Below are 19896 nucleotides of genomic sequence, written 5' to 3' on the forward strand. Positions count from 1 at the left end.
CCGCCCCCCCCCCCCCGCGGCGCCCCCCCCCCCCCCCGCCGGCGGGGGGGGGGGGGGGGGGGGGGGGCGGGGGGGGGGGGGCGCGCCGGCGCCCCCCCCCCCCCCCCGCGCCGGCTCCCTACCGGAGCCGGACCCGTGCCACGCCGTCAGCGCCGCAGGGTCAGCAGACCCGGACGGTAGGGCCATTGGCCGTAGTCGCCGCCGGAGTTGGGGTTACGTCCCTGGTAGAGGAACTGCAGGTTGCAGGGATCGACGGTGAACGTCTGATCGGCGCTGGTGCGGATCAGTTCGCCATGGCTGATGTCATTGGTCCAGGTGGCGCCGCTGTTGGCCTTGCCGGCGAAGGGGTTGCTCTCGGTCGCGGCCTGGGGCGTCCATGAGCCGTTCAGACTGGTGGCCGTGAACGAGCGGAAGTAGCGGCCCTGCGAGCCCCTCGCCTCAACGATCATGAGGTAGCGGTTCTGGCCCTGGAGCTTGTAGACCTGCGGGGCTTCGAACAGCTTGTCCGCCGTATCGCTCATGATCGTGGTGTAGGTCGAGCCGAAACTGCTCGGGAAGTTCCCGATCGGCATGCTGGCCCGGTAGATCTTGCCGTTGTCACCGGCGAAGAACAGGTACATGTTCTGGCCGTCGGCGATGAGCGTCTGGTCGATGGGTCCTGTTCCGGAGCCGGTGATGCTTCCGGAGAAGAGCACCTTCTGTGCTGACCAGCCGTTGGGGTTGGTGGGGTCGCTCGACGTCCGGTAGGAGAAGGCGCTCCCACCGCCCCACTGGTAGGCGAGCACCCAGATGTTCTTCGGCGCGAAGTAGAAGAGCGTGGGCGCGACGGTGGAAGCCGACATCTTGTTCTGGCCGGCCGAGGCCATCTCCGGCCAGTTGGTGAACAGGCCGAAGTTCATCGAACCCCACCCCTCTCCCGTGCCCGCGACGCCGTGCGTCGTCGCATAGACGAGATGCTTGCCGTTGTAGGGGGCGACGGTGAAGTCCTTGAGCGAGGCCCACCCGGCCCTGGGCTGCGCCAGCGCGCCCGTCGAGGTCCAGCGGTATGTCGAGGGAAGATCGCACGCACCGGGGCTGTCGCCGCCGACCTTGACGAGCCGCCACTGCTGGTTGGCGCCGCCCCAGTCGTCGTACTGGACGATGTTCCCGTTGTCGGCGGTGGAAGCGCCTTGCACTTCGAGAGCCTTGTTGCTGTGGCGCGAGATGAGCCTCACATGGCCGTCCGAGCTGTCGGCCAGCCGCCACTGCTGGTTGGCGGCGTTCAGGTCGGCCCACTGGACGATCGAGCCGCCGTTCGCGGTGGACCAGTTGTGGACGTCCAGCACCTTGCCCGAGTGGCGGGACTTGATGCGGTAGTAGCCGCCCCCGGAATCGACGAACTGCCACTGTTGCTGGGCCTGATCGTTCCTGGTCCACTGGGTGATGCGGGCGCCGTCGCCGGTCGCCATGTTGTAGACGTCCAGGGCCTTGCCGCTGTTGCGGTTGACCAGGACATACGACGCGTTGGGGTCTACGGTCGCCGCGACGGCGGGCTGGGCACCGAGGAAGGTGGCCACGAGCAGCAAGGGCGCAAGGACGGCGACTAAGCGTCTTGGGCGGACCGGGGACCAGTGGCGAAACCACATCAGAGGGCACTCCTTTGAGAGGTGGGGGGTGAGGGTGAGGTGACCCGAGGAACCGTGGAGCGGTCTGCCGGGGCAGGGCGATCTCGAAACGTTTCGGTGAATTCCCGGAAGCTTTGACGCCACAAGCTAGGAATGCGGGGCTCTCCGGTCAAGGCCTGTCGCCGATCTGTCCACAAACAGCGCTTCCCCTTTGGTACGACAAGGTGCCGTCGAGCGAGAAGTGTCGGCATACCCGTACCAGCCCTGACCCCGACCTGACTCCGGCCCTACGCCATCCACCGACGGCGGCGCCGGCCGCCGTTCGACCAGCCGGAGATCCCGAATGTTTCGGGTAGGGAATCGAAACATCTTCTGCGGGGAGTATTGACGATGCATCGTCAATACCTCAATCATCCCTGTCTGAGAGAGCGGCCACAGGTCGATATATCGAACCACGTCGCTCCTGGGCAAGTCTGCGCTGCACGACAGACCCACGCACATCTGCACGACAGATACACGACAGATCCGCGCACAGCTGCACGGCAGATCCGCACGCCGAAGCACCTGCGTCATCCCGTCATGTTCCGGTGAGGTTCGCACCAGCGCATCGTGGCTCTTCGCACGGTTGGAGAGGTGCGCGAAGCCGCACGGCGGTCCCCCGGCTGAGCTGCGATGGAGTGCCCCATGCCTGTGTCGAAACACCGCCGCCCACCGGACGTCACCCGTCGACCGGCCGGGTGCCGTCCGTGCCGGTCGAGATCGTCCCCGTCGCATGACCACGGTGCCCGGTGATTCCGCGTGCCCCGGGTTCCGGCCCGCCCCGTTTGTCCGCCGAGTGGGAGCGGACGACGCAATCCCCTGCGCTCCAGTCCTTCCGTGATGTCAACCTTGGAGGCACAGCCATGGGCTCGTATGCCCTTCCCAGACTCGATATCCGCCGAAAGATCCGCGGCCTGCTGCTGGCGCTGATCGTCGGCGTCCTCGGTGTGGTCACCGCACTGGTCGCGCCGCCACCCGCACAGGCGGCCGAGAACACGCTCGGCGCTGCGGCGGCGCAGAGCGGCCGCTACTTCGGCACCGCCATCGCCTCGGGCAGGCTGGGCGACTCGGCGTACACGTCGATCGCGGGCCGTGAGTTCAACTCGGTGACGGCCGAGAACGAGATGAAGATCGACGCCACCGAACCGCAGCAGGGCCGGTTCGACTTCTCCGCCGGTGACCGTGTCTACAACTGGGCGGTGCAGAACGGCAAGCAGGTGCGCGGCCACACCCTGGCCTGGTACTCCCAGCAGCCCGGCTGGATGCGGAGCCTCAGCGGCAGCGCGCTGCGCCAGGCGATGATCAACCACATCAACGGCGTGATGGCCCACTACAAGGGCAAGATCCCCCAGTGGGACGTCGTGAACGAGGCCTTCGAGGACGGCAATTCGGGAGCCCGCCGCGACTCCAACCTGCAACGCACCGGCAACGACTGGATCGAGGTCGCGTTCCGCACCGCCCGCGCCGCCGACCCGGCCGCCAAGCTCTGCTACAACGACTACAACGTCGAGAACTGGACGTGGGCCAAAACGCAGGCCATGTACCGCATGGTCCGGGACTTCAAGCAGCGCGGCGTGCCGATCGACTGCGTCGGGTTCCAGTCGCACTTCAACAGCGGCAGCCCCTACAACAGCAACTTCCGCACCACCCTGCAGAGCTTCGCCGCCCTCGGCGTCGACGTGGCCATCACCGAGCTCGACATCCAGGGCGCCTCGCCCACGACCTACGCCAACGTGACCAACGACTGCCTGGCCGTCCCGCGCTGCCTCGGCATCACCGTCTGGGGTGTGCGCGACAGCGACTCCTGGCGACGGGAGCACACGCCGCTGCTGTTCAACGACAACGGCAGCAAGAAGCCAGCCTACACCGCCGTCCTCAACGCACTCAACGGCGGCTCCACCACGCCCCCTTCCGAGTCCGGACCGGTCAAGGGTGTCGGTTCGGGCCGCTGCCTGGACGTGCCCGGCACCAGCACCACCGACGGCACACAGCTCCACCTGTGGGACTGCCACAACGGCACCAACCAGCAGTGGACGTACACCGCCGCCGGCGAACTCAGGGTCTACGGCAACAAGTGCCTGGACGCCGCCGGCACCGGTAACGGCAGCAAAGTGCAGATCTACAGCTGCTGGGGCGGCGACAACCAGAAATGGCGCATCAACTCCAACGGATCCATCGTCGGCGTCCAGTCCGGCCTCTGCCTCGACGCCGTCGCAAGCGGCACCGCCAACGGCACCCTGATCCAGCTCTACTCCTGCTCGAACGGCAACAACCAGCGCTGGACCCGCACCTGATGGGAACTGTCACGGACACAGGGGTGAATCGATGAAGACCTACGGTGCGGGCTCCCCCGCCCCTCCCCCCAGACATCGCTGGTGGTCCCGAATCGCCGCCGTGGTGGCGACGGCCCTCGCCGTCGGCATGCTCACCGCGGTGAATCCGACGCCCGCCGAGGCGGCGACGGTGGACACCAACGCCTGGTACGTCCTGGTCAATCGCAACAGCGGCAAGGCGCTGGACGTTGCCGGCACGTCGACCGCCGACGGTGCGCGGATCAGCCAGTGGACGCGCCATGACGGAGACAACCAGCAGTGGCAGTTCGTGGACTCCGGCGGCGGCTTCTACCGCCTCAAGGCCCGGCATTCGGGCAAGGTGCTCGACGTGGCCGGTGCCTCGACCGCGGACGGTGCCGCGATCCAGCAGTGGGCCGACCACAACGGGGCCAACCAGCAGTTCCGCCTGGCCGACTCCGACGCGGGCCACGTCCGGCTGGTCAACCGCACCAGCGGCAAGGCGGTGGAGGTGCAGGGCGCCTCCACCGCCGACGGCGGCAGCGTCGTCCAGTACTCCGACTGGGGCGGCGCCAACCAGCAGTGGCAGATGGTCAAGCTGTCGTCCGGTGGCGGCGGCGGATGCGGCAGCGCCCCGGCTCTGACGAGCGGCACGCACACGATTCAGAGCGGCGGCAAGAGCCGCAGCTTCATCCTCAGGGTCCCCGCCAACTACGACAACAGCCACCGCTACCGGCTGATCTTCGCGTTCCACTGGCGGGGCGGAACCGCCGGCGACGTCGCCTCGGGCGGCACGAGCGGGAACGCCTGGTCCTACTACGGCCAGCAAGAACAGTCGAACAACGGTGCGATCCTGGTCGCCCCCCAGGGTCTCGGCAACGGCTGGGCCAATTCGGGTGGTGAGGACGTCACCTTCGTCGACGACATGATCCGGCGCATCGAGGGCGGTCTCTGTGTCAACCCGGCACAGCGTTTCGCCACGGGATTCAGCTGGGGCGGCGGGATGAGCTACGCACTCGCATGCAGCCGGGCGAACGTCTTCAGGGCCGTCGCGGTCATCTCCGGCGCCCAGATCAGCGGGTGCAGCGGCGGCAGCCAGCCCATCGCCTACTTCGGAATCCACGGAATCAGCGACTCCGTCCTCAACATCGGGCAGGGGCGGTCCCTGCGCGACAGATTCGTCAGCAACAACGGCTGCACCCGCCAGAGCCCGCGCGAGCCCGCGCCGGGCAGCCGAACGCACGTCACCACCACCTATTCGGGCTGCCGTGCCGGATACCCGGTCCAGTGGGCCGCGTTCGACGGAGGCCACATACCCGGTCCGGTCGACGGTTCCTCCGGCGAAAGCGGCGTCACCACCTGGACCAAGGCAGAGATCTGGAGGTTCTTCGCACAGTTCCAGTGACACACCCGCATCCCGGAGTGGAGCCAGGATGATCGGGGTCTGTGGCCGGAGCACCCCAGGGTGGTCCGGCCACAGTGCTGTGCGCAGCGAGTTCCCGTCCGGGTCCCGCGGATACGCCGGACCGTCCCACACGAGAACCTGATCGACGAGACGGGCACCTTCGTGTCCTGCGAGGGCGTCAACCGGGCCGCCATGGACAGCCTCTACCCGCCGCCGGCCGCCGAGGACGGCTACCGGGGCCCGGTGCGCTGGAAGGTGCGCGGGACCGTGCTCATCGGACCGACGATCTCCGGCCGGAATCCGGTCGCCGACGTGCCGTCCGTGACGCTGCTGCCGGGCTGCGACGGCGACGTGTCGGACCTGCAGGGCGAGGACTTCATCGACGGGACGCGCGGGATCAGCCGGGGCGCGGCACTGCGCAGCGCGGTCTGCTCGACAAGCCGTGAACACGAGGTACGAGGGATCGTGAGCACCCTCTTGTGCGGGGCCCGGTCGGTCCGGGCCCCGCGCTTCACGAGGTCACGCTGATCCCGGCCGTCCCGTCCAGCCCCGGCGTCCTCGGGCGTCGGGATTTCGAGAACCGCGGCGGGGAGTAAGCGGACGGGCATCACGGCCACCGGCATCGTCGACCGGGCGGTCACCGAGGACGCCGTGCGCTCCACCGCCATCGAACTCGCCCAGGCTCAGGTGAACAAGGCCGGCGACACCCTCGGCACCATCAAGAGCCGCATGTACGCCCCGGCTCTGGCCACCCTGCGCGGCACCGCCAACCCGCTCGGCCGACCAGCGCCCCGCAAACCGCATCACCCATGACCTGAACTGAACCCGTGGCGCGGGACTCGCCAGCCGCCGACCGACGAGGAGACAGGGCCGATGACCGCCGACACCGCCTGGCACAAGAGCGCGTGCATCCTGTGCGAGAACAACTGCGGCATACAGATCCAGACCGACGGCCGCCGCTTCGCCAAGATCCGCGGTGACAAGGAGCATGTCGCCACCGCCGGCTACACCTGCGACAAGGCCCTGCGTCTGGACCACTACCAGAACGGCGGCACCCGCCTCACGACACCGTTGCGCCGGGAGGCGGACGGCAGCTTCAGCCCCATCGACTGGGACACCGCCGTCACTGAGATCGCCGCACGGCCACAGGCCGTGCGCGACGCCCACGGCGGTGAGTCGATCTTCTTCTACGGGGGCGGCGGGCAGGGCAATCACCTCGGCGGCGCCTACGTGCCCCACCCCGGCCACCGCATCGCGCTGCCCATCCCCGAACTCCTCGGCCTGGACACCACTCCCGCCGTCCACACCAGCGCCGACTTCCCGATCGTCCTGGCCGCCGGTCAGCGCCGGGCCACCGCGAACACCATCTTCCGCGACAACACCTGGCCAAGCGCGAGCAGAACGACGCGCTGCGCATCAGCCCGCACGATGCCGAACATCTCGGGCTGTCCGACGGCGTCCTGGCCCAGATCGCCACGACGCGCGGCTCCGCTCAGGCGGTAGTCGAGATCGACGACCGCCTGCAACCCGGCCACGCGGCCCTGCCCAACGGCTTCGGACTCGACCTGCCCACCGAGGACGGCGACACCACACCGGCGTCGCGCTGAACACCCTCCCCGACCTCACCTGGCGCGACCCCATCGCCGGCACTCCCTGGCACAAACACGTCCCTGCCCGCATACAGCCCCTTCCAGCCTGACGCGTGGTGGCGGATGCGGACGTGGTGCACGACCCGCCGAGTGCGCAGCCGGGCGGATTGTGCGTCGAAGCGGTCCGCCGCTTCTCGTGCCCTCCGCCACTGCTTGTGCGGTCGGCTGCGAGACAGGAGAGGGCCGCTGCTGCTCGACGTCAGGTGCCCGGTCCGGCCTGTTGCACCTGGCGGCCCTCCTCGGCGCACCCGAGGAAGGCCCTCTGGTGCACGCCCGCGGCCCCGAGCCCTCGACGGCAAGCCCGACACCGCGACTCGCTGCTGACCGAGGACGAGCCGGCCGCCGGCGACACCATGCTCATCTGCGTCTCCCTCGTGCGGGACTCGACTCGTCCTCGACCTGTGACAGCGATCACTCCCAACAATTTACTAGGACGTCCTAGTATCTCTTCCGTCAGCAGTACCCCCGCCCTGTCCGGGAAGGCCCCCCATGAGCGATCTGCACCGGCCCGTGCATCCTGTCCGCCTGGTCACGGCTTCGGCTCTGTTCGACGGACATGACGCGTCGATCAACATCATGCGGCGCATCTTCCAGTCCCAGGGCGCCGAGGTGATCCACCTCGGACACAACCGGTCGGTGCGGGAGGTCGTGGACGCCGCTCTGGAGGAGGACGCCCACGGTGTCGCCGTCTCGTCGTACCAGGGCGGGCACGTGGAGTACTTCGAGTACCTGGTCGAGTCGCTGCGCACGGCGGGGGCCGACCACATCCGTGTGGTGGGCGGCGGAGGCGGCGTCATCGTGCCCGAGGAGATCACCCGGCTGCGCGGCAGCGGGGTGACCATCTTCTCGCCCGAGGACGGGCAGCGGATGGGCCTGGCCGGAATGGTCAACTCGGTTGTCCGGGACTGCGACTTCGACCTCTGGGACGGCAAACCGGCCGACGCGTCCGGCGTGCTGGCCGGTGACCGGTTCGCGATCGCCCGCGCGATCACCGGCGCGGAGCTGGGCAAGCTGCCCCCGGATCTCCTGGAGCGGCTGCGGGCCGCCGCGGCGGCACGGGTCACGCCGGTGCTCGGCATCACCGGCACGGGCGGCTCGGGCAAGTCGTCCCTGACGGACGAGCTGGTGCGCCGCTTCCGCCTCGACCAGCAGGACAAGCTGCGGATCGCCGTCATCGCGGTCGACCCGACCCGCCGCCGCGGCGGCGGGGCACTACTCGGTGACCGGATCCGCATGAACTCCCTGGACGGGAGCCGGGTCTTCTTCCGCAGCCTGGCCACCCGTGGCAGTCGCGAGCTGCCCGAGCACCTGACCGACGTCATCGACGTGGTCAAGGCAGCCGGGTTCGACCTGGTGATCGTGGAGACGCCGGGCATCGGCCAGGGCGACGCGGCGATCGTGCCGTTCGTCGACACCTCGCTGTACGTGATGACACCGGAGTTCGGTGCCGCCTCGCAGCTGGAGAAGATCGACATGCTCGACTTCGCCGACGTCGTGGCGATCAACAAGTTCGAGCGGCGCGGCGCGCAGGACGCACTGCGCGACGTGGGACGCCAACTGGTCCGCAACCGCGAGGCGTTCGGCATGCGGCCCGAGGACATGCCGGTGTACGGCACGTCGGCGGCGACCTTCAACGACGACGGTGTCACCGCGCTCTACCAGCACCTGAAGTCGGGCCTGGCGGAGAAGGGACTGCCGCTGTCCGAGGGCGCGCTGGCACCGGTCGGGGTACGCCACTCCTCCGGCATCCGGCAGGTGGTCCCCGCGGGCCGGGTGCGCTACCTCGCCGAGATCACCGACACGGTCCGCGCGTACCACGCCGAGACCGAGCGCCTGGCCGAGGCGGCCAGGCGGCTGCAGCGCCTGGAGGCGATCAGGGACGAGCTCGTCGAGGCCGGCTCCGACGCCGCGAACGTGGACTCGCTGCTCGACGACGCCCGCCAGCAGCTCCCGTACCGGATCACGGAGCAGATCGGGAACTGGCCCGCCGTCATCGCCTCCTACTCCGGGGACGAGCAGGTGGTGAAGGTCCGGGACAGGGAGATCCGCACCAAGCTGACCCGCGAGTCCCTGTCCGGCAACAAGGTCCCGCGCGTCGCCCTGCCCCGCTTCACCGACCACGGGGAGCTGGTGCGGTTCTGGCGCGGGGAGAACCTGCCCGGCTACTTCCCTTTCACGGCAGGGGTGTTCCCCTTCAAGCGCGACGGCGAGGACCCGGCGCGGATGTTCGCCGGTGAGGGCGATCCGTTCCGCACGAACCGGCGCTTCAAGCTGCTCTCCGAGGGCCAGCCGGCCACCCGCCTGTCCACCGCCTTCGACTCGGTCACCCTCTACGGCCGCGACCCGGACGAACGCCCCGACATCTACGGCAAGGTCGGCACCTCCGGGGTGTCGGTGGCAACGCTCGCGGACATGAAGGCCCTCTACGACGGCTTCGACCTGACCTCACCCACGACCTCGGTCTCCATGACCATCAACGGCCCCGCGCCGACGATCCTGGCGTTCTTCCTCAACACCGCCATCGACCAGCAGCTGGAGAAGTTCCGGGCCGCCGAGGGCCGTGACCCGTCGCCCGAGGAGGCGGACGAGCTGCGGGCCAACGCGCTCGCGAGCGTACGCGGCACGGTGCAGGCCGACATCCTCAAGGAGGACCAGGGCCAGAACACCTGCCTGTTCTCCACCGAGTTCTCCCTGCGGATGATGGCCGACATCCAGGAGTGGTTCATCGCCCACAAGGTGCGCAACTTCTACTCCGTGTCCATCTCCGGCTACCACATCGCCGAAGCCGGCGCGAACCCCATCAGCCAGCTCGCCTTCACCCTCGCCAACGGCTTCACCTACGTCGAGGCGTACCTCGCCCGGGGCATGCACATCGACGACTTCGCCCCGAACCTGTCGTTCTTCTTCTCCAACGGCATGGACCCCGAGTACTCCGTCCTCGGCCGGGTCGCACGCCGTGTCTGGGCCGTCGCGATGAAGGAGAAGTACGGGGCGGGCGAACGCAGTCAGAAGCTGAAGTACCACGTCCAGACCTCCGGACGCTCCCTGCACGCCCAGGAGATGGACTTCAACGACATCCGCACCACCCTCCAGGCCCTCACGGCCATCTACGACAACGCGAACTCGCTGCACACCAACGCCTATGACGAGGCCGTCACCACCCCGTCCGAGGAGTCGGTGCGGCGGGCGCTGGCCATCCAGCTCGTCATCAACCGCGAGTGGGGCCTGGCGATGAACGAGAACCCCCTCCAGGGATCGTTCATCATCGACGAACTCACGGACCTGGTGGAGGAGGCCGTCCTCCAGGAGTTCGAGCGGATCAGCGAGCGCGGTGGCGTACTGGGCGCGATGGAGACCGGCTACCAGCGCGGCCGCATCCAGGACGAGTCGATGCTGTACGAGCAGCGCAAGCACGACGGCACCCTGCCCATCATCGGCGTCAACACCTTCCTCCGCCCCGGCGGCGACAGCCGGCCTCAGGAGCTGGAACTCGCCCGGGCCACCGAGCAGGAGAAGCAGTCCCAGCTGGAGCGCGTGCGGGACTTCCACACCGGCCACCGTGACCGGGCCCACGACGCCCTGGCCGCGCTCAAGAACGCGGCGACGAACGGCGACAACGTCTTCGCCGTCCTCATGGACGCCACCCGGGTCTGCTCCCTCGAGCAGATCACCGAGGCCTTCTTCGAGGTGGGCGGCCAGTACCGCCGCAATGTCTGACCCGGCCCCGTAGGGCGTGCGGTCCCGGAAGCCACCCCGCTGCGGCTCACGGGACCGTCCGCCGACGTGATCCGATCCTCCCCCGGCTCACTGAGGACTCCGCAGTCCGGAAGGAGATCACACAGGCAATGGATCATCCCGTCCCGTTCTCCGGGTACCGTCAGGGTATGAGTCACCCGCACCCCGAACTGAAAGCCGCCCCTCCCCTTCCCGAAGGAGGGTTGCGGGTCATCGCCCTGGGCGGCCTCGGTGAGATCGGCCGCAACATGACCGTCTTCGAGTACGCCGGCAAGCTGCTCATCGTCGACTGTGGCGTGCTGTTCCCCGAGGAGACCCAGCCCGGCGTGGACGTGATCCTGCCGGACTTCACCTCGATCCGGGACCGGCTGGACGACATCGTGGCCGTGGTCCTCACTCACGGCCACGAGGACCACATCGGCGGCGTGCCGTACCTGCTGCGCGAGCGGTCCGACATTCCCGTCGTCGGATCGAAACTGACGCTGGCGTTCCTGGAGGCCAAGCTCAAGGAACACGGCATCCGGCCACGCACGGTGCGGGTACGGGAGGGCGACCGGCGCGGCTTCGGGCCCTTCGACTGCGAGTTCGTGGCGGTCAACCACTCCATCCCGGACAGCCTCGCGGTCGCGATCCGCACCGGCGCCGGGATGGTGCTGCACACCGGCGACTTCAAGATGGACCAGTTCCCTCTCGATGACCGCATCACCGATCTGCGCTCCTTCGCCCGCCTCGGAGAGGAGGGCGTGGACCTGTTCCTCACCGACTCCACCAACGCCGAGGTACCCGGCTTCACCACCTCCGAGCGGGAGCTGAACCCGGCGATCGAGCAGGTGATGCGCACCGCGCCACGCCGGGTCATCGTCTCCAGCTTCGCCAGTCATGTGCACCGCATCCAGCAGGTCCTGGACGCCGCACACCAGCACGGCCGCAAGGTCGCCTTCGTCGGCCGGTCGATGGTCCGCAACATGGGCATCGCCCGTGACCTGGGCTATCTGAAGGTCCCCTCCGGTCTGGTCGTGAGCACCAAGGAGCTGGAGAAGCTCCCCGACCACAAGATCACTCTGGTGTGCACCGGTTCCCAGGGCGAACCGATGGCCGCGCTGTCACGGATGGCCAACCGTGACCACCAGATCCGTATCGGCAAGGGCGACACCGTCCTGCTCGCCAGCTCCCTCATCCCCGGCAACGAGAACGCCATCTACCGGGTGATCAACGGACTCACCCGCTGGGGCGCCCATGTCGTCCACAAGGGCAACGCGAAGGTGCACGTCTCCGGGCACGCCAGCGCCGGCGAACTCGTCTACTGCTACAACATCGTCAAACCCCGCAATGTCATGCCCGTGCACGGCGAATGGCGCCACCTGCGGGCCAACGGCGACCTCGCCATCCGCACCGGCGTCGACCCCGACCGGGTCGTCATCGCCGAGGACGGCGTCGTCGTCGACCTCGTCGACGGGCGCGCGTCCATCACCGGCAAGGTTCCCGCCGGGAATGTCTACGTGGACGGCATGGAAGTCGGCGGCGCCACCGAAGCGTCTCTGAAGGACCGCCTTACCCTCGCTTCCGAAGGCGTGGTCACGGTCGTGGCGATCGTGGACGCGGACACCGGCGCCCTCGCCGAAGCCCCGGACTTCCTGGCCCGCGGCTTCGTCCACGACGACACCACGTTCGAGCCGGTCATCCCCGTCATCGAGAAGACCCTGGCCACCGCGGCCGCGGAGGGCGTCGGGGACGCGCACCAACTCGAACAGCTCGTTGCCCGCGCCGTGGCGAACTGGGCATTCCGCACCCACCGCCGCAGGCCGCTCATCATTCCCGTCATCATCGACGCCTGAGCCACCGGACGGCAGCAGTGGCCGGCGCCTGTCCGACTTGATCGCTCAGCACGGTGGACGTTGTGCGCCCCTCGGATGCCGCGTCGCCCTGATGACCCTGGGCGGACCGCGGGGCGTGGGTGTCCGGGTCCGCCCAGGGTCATCAGGGCCGACCCGGACCGCGGCTCGCGTCTCAGTCGTCCCGGGCCGAGGCCAGGAGTGCGGTGACCTGTTCGGTGATGACGTCCCAGGCACCGGGGGCGTCCGCCGCCGAGGTCTCGCGCAGCTCGTCCAAGGGGTGGGCGGCGTCGGGGCCGAAGGTCGTGGTCGCGGTCAGGACGTCGTAGCCGTGGCGGACGGCGGCGCGAAGGCGGTGGCGTCCACCGGTGTCGGTGTGCAGAGCAGTGGCGACGACGAGGGGGGGTTCGCCGCTCGCCTGGCCCTGCAGCTTGCGGTAAGCGCTGGCGACCGGGGCGCGCCAGCGCAGGCTGAGCAGCAGCGGCCGCTTGGCCGTCACCTCGGCGAGATCGGTCTCGTAGACGCCGTGCGGGGCCAGTACGGTCGCACGGGCCTCCAGGACCAAGGCGGCGGGCAGCAGGCAGCGCAGCGCGCTGCCTGCCAGGTTGCCGCCGACCGTGGCCGCGCGGCGCACCGCGCCGGTGCCCACCGCTTTGGCCGCAGCGTGCAAGACGTACGGCATTCGGTCGTCGATGCGACTCAGTACCACCGCACCGCCCAGCTCCTCGGGGCCGATGACATTGGCTTGTGGCAACTCGCGCAGCGACATGGCCTGTTCGGGGAACCCGTCGCTCTGCCAGGTGGCCCAGACCAGGGTCGCGCCGCCTATCGGCACCGCTCCCTCGGTCAGGTACTCCCGCGCTTCCGACACGGTCTTGGGCAGACGTACCAACACCCTCAGCCACCCTGCCTTTCTGGGGACTCGGACGGACAGTCTCGGCCACTTGCCCGTCGGCACGGCGCATTTTGGCCGCTCCGAGGGGGGCGCATACAGGGCTCACACGCGCGCGGTATGCGCCTCTTCGGCGAGGTCGCGGCCTCGACGCGCGCACGTTCATCGCCTGCACCGATGGGATCGAGAGGAGTATGACGCGCCCGTGATCGAAGGTCCCGGCTTCGGTCAGCAGGAACTGCTGCAGGACGACGAGCTGCTCCCGCACGAGGACGAGCTGCTCCCGCAGGACGAGGAACTACCGCCGGAGCAGCCACTCGAAGAGCCTTCGCACGCGCCCGCCTCCCACCAGGATGAGTGGTCGGCTGGGCTGCCGGCTTCGTGCGCCGTAGTTGCGCCGTGCATTCCCGTGCCGATCGGCCACGCTCCATGGCCCGGACCGGCGCTCGAGCCGCGCATGGTGGCCCGCATGCCCAGATCGTCCCAGGCGCGACGCCACGTCCGGCGCACCATCCAGGTGACCATCGTGACAAGCACCAGTACGAATCCGCTCATCAATACGAATGCGATCAACACGACACCCCCGCTCCGCCGGGCTGCGCCCGGATTGCCCGCAGCATGCCCGGGGTTGCGGCTGCTCGAAGCGCGTTTTGAGCAAGTCCAGAGCTTCGGGGCTCATCTGACCGTCGTCGGCATCCACACAAACACTGGAGGGCCCTGGCGCCGTACGGCGCCAGGGCCCGAAGGAACTGCTACACCATCTGCCGGCCCTGATACTGCGCCGGCCTTCTGTCTCCACACACCCGACCGAGATGCTGCCGGGGATGCTGGGATCGCGGTTGCTTGACCGGAGACCACCTCACTATCGATGTCCTGCGGTACCCGGGACTCGAAATGCCGCCCGGGCGATCCTGATGGCGTCCCATTCCTCCGTTCTTCCCTCGCTGTTCGTACGCTTCGGCAGCCAGCCCCGTCAGCCGTCCTGACACTGCTCTGGCTTGGAACCCCACTGCCGAACCTCCCGGTGCGCGCGCCCGCAGCCGACGCCTTCACCGAGGTACTGCTCACTGATTCCACTGCGGGTACTGCTCGCGGCGGCCCCTGATCACTGCGGGCCACCCGGTCCGGCCGTCAGCCCCGTCGCCGTCCTGCAATTCCCTGGCTTCGAAACTCCACGACCGCACCGTGCTGCGCACTGCAACTGCGGTACTGCCGCCCGGCAGTTCATGTCTGCCGGGCCCTTCCGTCTGTCTGGGCTACGAGAGAAACCATAACCACACCGCTGACCAATGTCTACTCTCGCGACGTTAGATTTTCGAGTGTGGATACTGCGGACCGGTCGCGAGCGGCGACGGAGGGCGGCGTCGGCCGGCCCTGCCAGGGCCCCCCGAGCGGGACTCCGCCCATCGTCCGCCCGTGATCTTCCCCGCGCCGCCCTCCACAACCCCGGCACCTTGCCCGGATCGCCGCACTGTACGGATCGCCTGCCGCGGCCACTTGCCATCGACCGGCACTCAGCATATGGTCGTACGACCGTAAGTCATACGATCGTAATATGAATGAGGGATTTCGTGATGACGACAACTCGGCCGGTGGCGCTCGTGACAGGTGCCTCATCCGGGATCGGCAAGGAGACGGCCCGCGCCTTCGTCACGGCGGGCTTCGAGGTCGTCGGAACCGGCCGCAAGACCTCCGGACTCACTCCGCCCACGGGCGTGACGTACCTCGATCTCGACGTGGCCAGTGACGACTCGGCCACCGCCGCGGTGGAACAGGTGATCGACCGATTCGGACGCATCGACGTGCTGGTCAACAACGCAGGCGTCGGCGCGGCGGGCGCCGTCGAGGAGAACTCCGTCGCCCAGGCCCAGAGCGTCCTGAACGTCAACGTCCTCGGCGTCATCCGTATGACGAAGGCCGTCCTGCCGCACATGCGCGCCCAGGGTGGTGGACGCGTCATCAACATCTCGTCGGTCCTCGGGGTCGCCCCCCAGCCCTTCATGGCCCTGTACGTCGCCTCGAAGCACGCCATCGAGGGCTACTCCGAGTCGCTGGACCACGAGGTCCGCGAACACGGCGTCCGGGTCCTCCTCGTCCAGCCCGCCTACACCAAGACCCGGTTCGACACCAACGCCGCACAGCCCGATACCCCGCTCCCTCTGTACGCGGAGCGACGGCGGGTCTTCGACGAGGTGATGGCGCAGGCGATGAAGGACGGCGATGATCCCGCCGTCGTCGCCACGGTGATCGTCACCGCGGCCACCGACAAGAAGCCGAAGCTGCGCTATACCGCCGGCCCGCTGGCCTCCCGCGTCACCACGGCACGCCGCCTCGTCCCCGCCGGAGCGTTCGACAAGCAGATCCGCAAGAACAACCGCATGGCGCGTTGACCCGAACTTCGAGATCTCGTCGGCACGGGCCGTCGCATCGGAGCCGGCTCTGAGCGCCGGCGGACCCTGCTGCCAGTGCCCCAAGCACCCTGCTACATGTTGATCATGTGGCCCGCCAGCCCGTGGACGGCTTCCTTGACCGCCTCGCCCAGGGTGGGGTGGGCGTGGACGTTGCGGGCGACCTCGTGGACCGTGAGGTCCCACTGCTGGGCCAGGGTCAGTTCGGGGAGGAGTTCGGTGACGTCGGGGCCGATGAGATGAGCCCCGACGAGCTCGCCGTACTTGCCGTCGCTGATCAGCTTCACGAAGCCGGTCGCGTCGCCCAAACCGTGGGCCTTGGCGTTCGCGGTGAACGGGAACTTGGCGACCTGGACGTCGAAGCCCTTCTCCCTCGCCTGCGCCTCGGTGTAGCCGAAGCTGGCGATCTGCGGCTGACAGAAGGTGGCCCGCGGGATCATCACGTAGTCCAGCTCCATGGTCTCGGCGTCCGCGATCGTCTCGGCGGCGACCACACCCATCGCCTCGGCGGCGTGCGCGAGCATCAGCTTCGCGGTGACGTCCCCGATGGCGTAGATGTGCGGGACCGAGGTACGGCACCGGCCGTCGACGTCGATCGCACCGCGCTCGGTGACGCGCACGCCGGTGTTCTCCAGGCCGTAGCCGGTGACGTTCGGTGCGAAGCCGATCGCCTGCAGGACCTTGTCGGCCTCGAGGACCTGCTGGGCGCCGTCCTTGCCGGTGACCGTGACACGGACCTGCGGGCCGGACTCGTCGATCGACTCGACGCGCGACGAGGTGAGCACGTCGATGCCCAACTTCCTGTACTGCTTGGCGAGTTCGGTGGACACCTCGGCGTCCTCCAGCGGGGCGACCCGGTCCAGGAACTCGACGACGGTGACCTTCACGCCGTAGTTGTGCAGCACGTAGGCGAACTCCACACCGATGGCTCCGGCCCCGGCGATCACGATCGACTGTGGCAGGTCCTCGGCGAGGATCTGCTCCTCGTACGTCACCACGCGGGACGTACGCCGGGTGCCCGGCAGCAGCCTGGGGCTCGCGCCGGCGGCGATGACGCAGTGATCGAAGCCGATGCTGCGGGTGTTGCCGTCGTAGTCGGCCACCTGGAGCGTGCGCGGGTCGAGGAAGGTGCCGCGACCGCCGATCTCCGTGATCTTGTTCTTCTTCATCAGGTAGTGGACGCCCTTGACACGGCCGTCCGCGACCTTCCGGCTGCGGCGGAAGGCCTCCCCGTAGTCGAAGGACACCTCACCCTCGACCTTGATGCCGAAGGTCTTCGCCTCGCGCGTGAAGATGTGCGCGAGCTCGGCGTTGCGCAGCAGAGCCTTGGTGGGGATACAGCCCACGTTCAGGCAGACGCCGCCCCAGTACTTCTCCTCGACGACCGCGACACTTTTGCCCAGTTGGGCGGCCCGGATGGCGGCCACGTATCCGCCGGGTCCCGCGCCGAGTACGACGACGTCGAAGTGCTCACCCTGCTCGTCCATGGACGGCTTCCCTTCCGCTGGGCGGCCGACTCCCGCGAGGGACCGACTCGCTCCGTCAGAACAACCTGGTCATCAACTCGACAGCGGCGGCACTCGCCGTCGCCCGCCGCAGGGTGGCCGGTGGAGGGCCGGGGAGGCAACCGTTTTTCATCACCTCGGCAGCGGTTCCCCGGACATCCGACTCAGCACCCTGGCACCGCGGTGCGTGCCCGCTCAGCCATCATCGACGGCGGGCCGAGACTCCGATCTCTACATCGACACATCGACGCGCCCGCCGCACGCGCGGTGTGCGTCAGCCGCACTGCTCGGCGTCCAGCAGGGCGAGGGCGTTGTCTATCCCCTGATCGAGAAGCTCGTCGGACAGTCGACTGTCGGACAAGGCGCGGGAGAGCTGCAGCGTCCCGGCCATCAGGCCGAGGAGGCCGAGCGCCTTCACGCGTGCGGAGGACGGGGCCTCGGGAGCCATGCGGTCGGCGATGCCGTCGATGAGCACCAGCACGCCATCGGTGTAGGCCTGCTTGGTTGTGTCGGTGCAGCGCCCGATCTCGTCGAGCAGAGCGGCGTTCGGGCAGCCGTCGCCAGGGTTGTCGCGGTGCTGGGGCGACAGGTACCCGCGCACGATCTGCTCGAGTCCGGCGCGGCCAGGCGCAGCACGCGCGACGACATTCTCGGCCTGTGCCTTCAACTGCTCGGCGATCGCCGTGGCGACGAGGTCGTTCTTGGATTCGAAGTGAGCGTAGAAGGCCCCATTGGTCAGTCCCGCGTCCTTCATGAGCGTCGAGACCCCGGAGCCGTCGATACCGTCTTGCTTGAACCGGCGACCCGCCGTCTCGATGATCCGCCGCCTGGTCTCCGATTTGTGCTCTTTTCCGTACCGCACCACAGCACACGCTCCCTCGCCGGTCGCCCTGCCCCAACTCCCCCAACCTATGATATTGCGAACGTAATCCAAAGACCCTCCCGGCGGCCTTCCGCTCCGCGTCCAAGGCCTGTCCGGCTACCCGGCCCCACGATGCCGCTCCACAGCTCGATCTCCAGTGAGACCAGCTGCCGGTACAGCTGCTTCAGGTCAGCCATCACTCATCTTCCGCAGAATTATCTTCTATGGATGGTTATTGGTAGGTCATCGGCGTCGGGACTTTCGGTGAACTCCGGCGGCCGGTACCCATGAGGGCCGGGAGCGGCCACAGCTCCAGCTGATCGTCGGTGGCAGCGTGCTTGCCATCTGCCGACAGGGCCCGCGTCGCCGGTGCGCGGCCGAGATGCGGGGCGCTGACCTGCCGTGTCTCATAAGAGACACACCAGTCGGGTATCGGCCGGGCGGTGCCCGCACGGCGCATGAGCCCCGACTGGCCGGCCGGCGGCATGGGATGGAGTGGGCGGTCATGGCACGCGCGATCTGGACCGGTGTGGTCACGTTCGGGCTGGTCAGCGTGCCAGTCGGTCTGTACTCCGCGACCGGGGACCACACCGTCCACTTCCACCAGCTGCAACGCGGCACCGCCGACCGGATCCGCAACCGCCGGGTGAACGAGCGCACCGGTGACGAGGTCGCCACCGGCGACCTCGTGAAGGGCTACGAGGTGGGTGAGGGCGAGTACGTCCTGGTGGAGCCCGAGGAACTGGCCGAGATCGCTCCGGGCCGTTCCCAGACCATTGACATCACCGACTTCGTCGACCTTGAGGAGATCGAGCCGGTCTACTTCGACCGCACCTACTACCTCGCCCCGCGCGGAAAGGAATACACCAAGGTCTACGAGCTGCTGCGGGCGGCACTGGCGCAGTCGAACAGAGTCGGCATCGCGACGTTCGTGATGCGCGGCAAGCAGTACCTGACCGCGCTGCGCGCGGAGGACAAGGTCCTGGTGCTTCAGACCCTGCACTGGGCCGATGAGGTCCGCGACCCGCTCAAGGAGCTTCCCGAGATGCCCTCCGGCCGTGCCGGAGAGGGCAAGGAGCTGGACATGGCGCTCCAGCTGGTCGATTCCCTCAGCGGGGCCTGGGAGCCCTCCCGCTATCGCGACACCTACCAGGAGAAGGTGCGCGAACTGGTGAAGGCGAAGGCCGAGGGCCAGGAGATCGCCGCGGCCGAGGAGGCGCCGGCGGCGACCAACGTCGTCGATCTGATGCAGGCGCTGCAGGGCAGCATCGACCAGGCTCGCGGGGGCGAGAGGAAGCGGCCGGGCTCCTCAGGGAAGACAGCGCAGAGATCTCCCGCAGGGACGTCGAAGAAGACCACCGGCGGGAAGGAGCCGCCGAAGGCCGGACGTGCATCGTCCGCATCGCGGCGCGAGCGGGTGGCGGGCAAGAACGAGCTGCGGAAGCTGAGCAAGGCAGAGCTGTACGAGCGGGCCACCGGCGAGAACCTCCCCGGCCGGTCGAAGATGAGCCGGCAGGAGCTCATCGACGCCCTCAGCCGTACGGCAGGCCGCCGAAAGAAGAAGAGCGCTGCCTGACCCGCGAGCATGCCGTGGAAACTGCCGACCCCATGCTCAGCTCCCCCGTGCCTCAGCCGCTGAAGGGGGAACAGAGGCGCTGAAGAGACGGCCCGCCG

The 19896-nt window shown here is 68.6% G+C and carries 12 protein-coding genes and 2 pseudogenes; 10 read left to right on the top strand and 4 right to left on the bottom strand.

Features of this window, described 5'->3' with window-relative positions:
* Positions 1-146: 146 nt before the first annotated feature.
* A complete protein-coding gene (locus tag ACFY9S_RS38300; RefSeq protein ID WP_391138417.1) occupies positions 147-1625 on the bottom strand; it encodes a non-reducing end alpha-L-arabinofuranosidase family hydrolase in 1479 nt (492 codons plus the stop codon).
* Positions 1626-2506: 881 nt separating this feature from the next.
* On the opposite strand from ACFY9S_RS38300, the gene ACFY9S_RS38305 reads away from it, so the two are divergent.
* From ACFY9S_RS38305 to ACFY9S_RS38340, 8 genes and pseudogenes are all read left to right on the top strand, one after another.
* The gene (locus ACFY9S_RS38305) at positions 2507-3937 is read left to right on the top strand and encodes an endo-1,4-beta-xylanase (RefSeq protein ID WP_391138419.1); all 1431 of its coding nucleotides are present in this window, start codon (positions 2507-2509) and stop codon (positions 3935-3937) included.
* A 100-nt stretch (positions 3938-4037) separates the two neighbouring features.
* The gene (locus ACFY9S_RS38310) at positions 4038-5339 is read left to right on the top strand and encodes an RICIN domain-containing protein (RefSeq protein WP_391138421.1); all 1302 of its coding nucleotides are present in this window, start codon (positions 4038-4040) and stop codon (positions 5337-5339) included.
* Between the two features lie 171 nt (positions 5340-5510).
* Positions 5511-5789: pseudogene (locus ACFY9S_RS38315) on the top strand (hypothetical protein); the annotation flags it as partial.
* Positions 5790-5939: 150 nt separating this feature from the next.
* Positions 5940-6152, top strand: a pseudogene (locus ACFY9S_RS38320) (hypothetical protein); the annotation flags it as partial.
* A gap of 60 nt (positions 6153-6212) precedes the next feature.
* Positions 6213-6842, top strand: a complete 630-nt coding sequence (locus ACFY9S_RS38325; RefSeq protein WP_391138423.1) for a molybdopterin-dependent oxidoreductase — start codon at positions 6213-6215, stop codon at positions 6840-6842.
* On the top strand, positions 6755-6946 hold the full coding sequence (locus ACFY9S_RS38330) for a molybdopterin dinucleotide binding domain-containing protein (protein WP_391138500.1): 192 nt from the start codon (positions 6755-6757) through the stop codon (positions 6944-6946). Before ACFY9S_RS38325 ends, ACFY9S_RS38330 begins: the two co-directional genes overlap by 88 nt.
* Before the next feature lie 531 nt (positions 6947-7477).
* A complete protein-coding gene (icmF, locus tag ACFY9S_RS38335; RefSeq protein ID WP_391138425.1) occupies positions 7478-10705 on the top strand; it encodes a fused isobutyryl-CoA mutase/GTPase IcmF in 3228 nt (1075 codons plus the stop codon).
* 167 nt (positions 10706-10872) lie between these two features.
* On the top strand, positions 10873-12558 hold the full coding sequence (locus ACFY9S_RS38340) for an RNase J family beta-CASP ribonuclease (RefSeq protein ID WP_391138427.1): 1686 nt from the start codon (positions 10873-10875) through the stop codon (positions 12556-12558).
* A gap of 172 nt (positions 12559-12730) precedes the next feature.
* Here ACFY9S_RS38340 and ACFY9S_RS38345 read toward each other — a convergent pair whose 3' ends face one another.
* Positions 12731-13450 (bottom strand): FAD binding domain-containing protein, encoded by a 720-nt coding sequence (locus ACFY9S_RS38345; RefSeq protein WP_391138429.1) that lies wholly within the window; start codon positions 13448-13450, stop codon positions 12731-12733.
* Between the two features lie 1571 nt (positions 13451-15021).
* Here ACFY9S_RS38345 and ACFY9S_RS38350 point away from each other — a divergent pair.
* Positions 15022-15837 (top strand): oxidoreductase, encoded by an 816-nt coding sequence (locus ACFY9S_RS38350; RefSeq protein WP_391138431.1) that lies wholly within the window; start codon positions 15022-15024, stop codon positions 15835-15837.
* A 92-nt stretch (positions 15838-15929) separates the two neighbouring features.
* Here the strand turns inward: ACFY9S_RS38350 and lpdA are convergent, their stop codons facing one another.
* Entirely contained in the window at positions 15930-17342 is a 1413-nt protein-coding gene (gene lpdA / locus ACFY9S_RS38355) for a dihydrolipoyl dehydrogenase (protein WP_391138433.1), read from the bottom strand.
* Positions 17343-17634: 292 nt separating this feature from the next.
* Entirely contained in the window at positions 17635-18225 is a 591-nt protein-coding gene (locus ACFY9S_RS38360; protein WP_391138435.1) for a TetR family transcriptional regulator, read from the bottom strand.
* Between the two features lie 502 nt (positions 18226-18727).
* On the opposite strand from ACFY9S_RS38360, the gene ACFY9S_RS38365 reads away from it, so the two are divergent.
* Positions 18728-19798 (top strand): Ku protein, encoded by a 1071-nt coding sequence (locus ACFY9S_RS38365; protein WP_391138437.1) that lies wholly within the window; start codon positions 18728-18730, stop codon positions 19796-19798.
* Positions 19799-19896 lie beyond the last annotated feature (98 nt).

It is taken from the genome of Streptomyces sp. NPDC012474 (genome assembly GCF_042955185.1).
In the GTDB taxonomy this organism is placed as follows: Bacteria; Actinomycetota; Actinomycetes; order Streptomycetales; family Streptomycetaceae; genus Streptomyces; species Streptomyces cahuitamycinicus.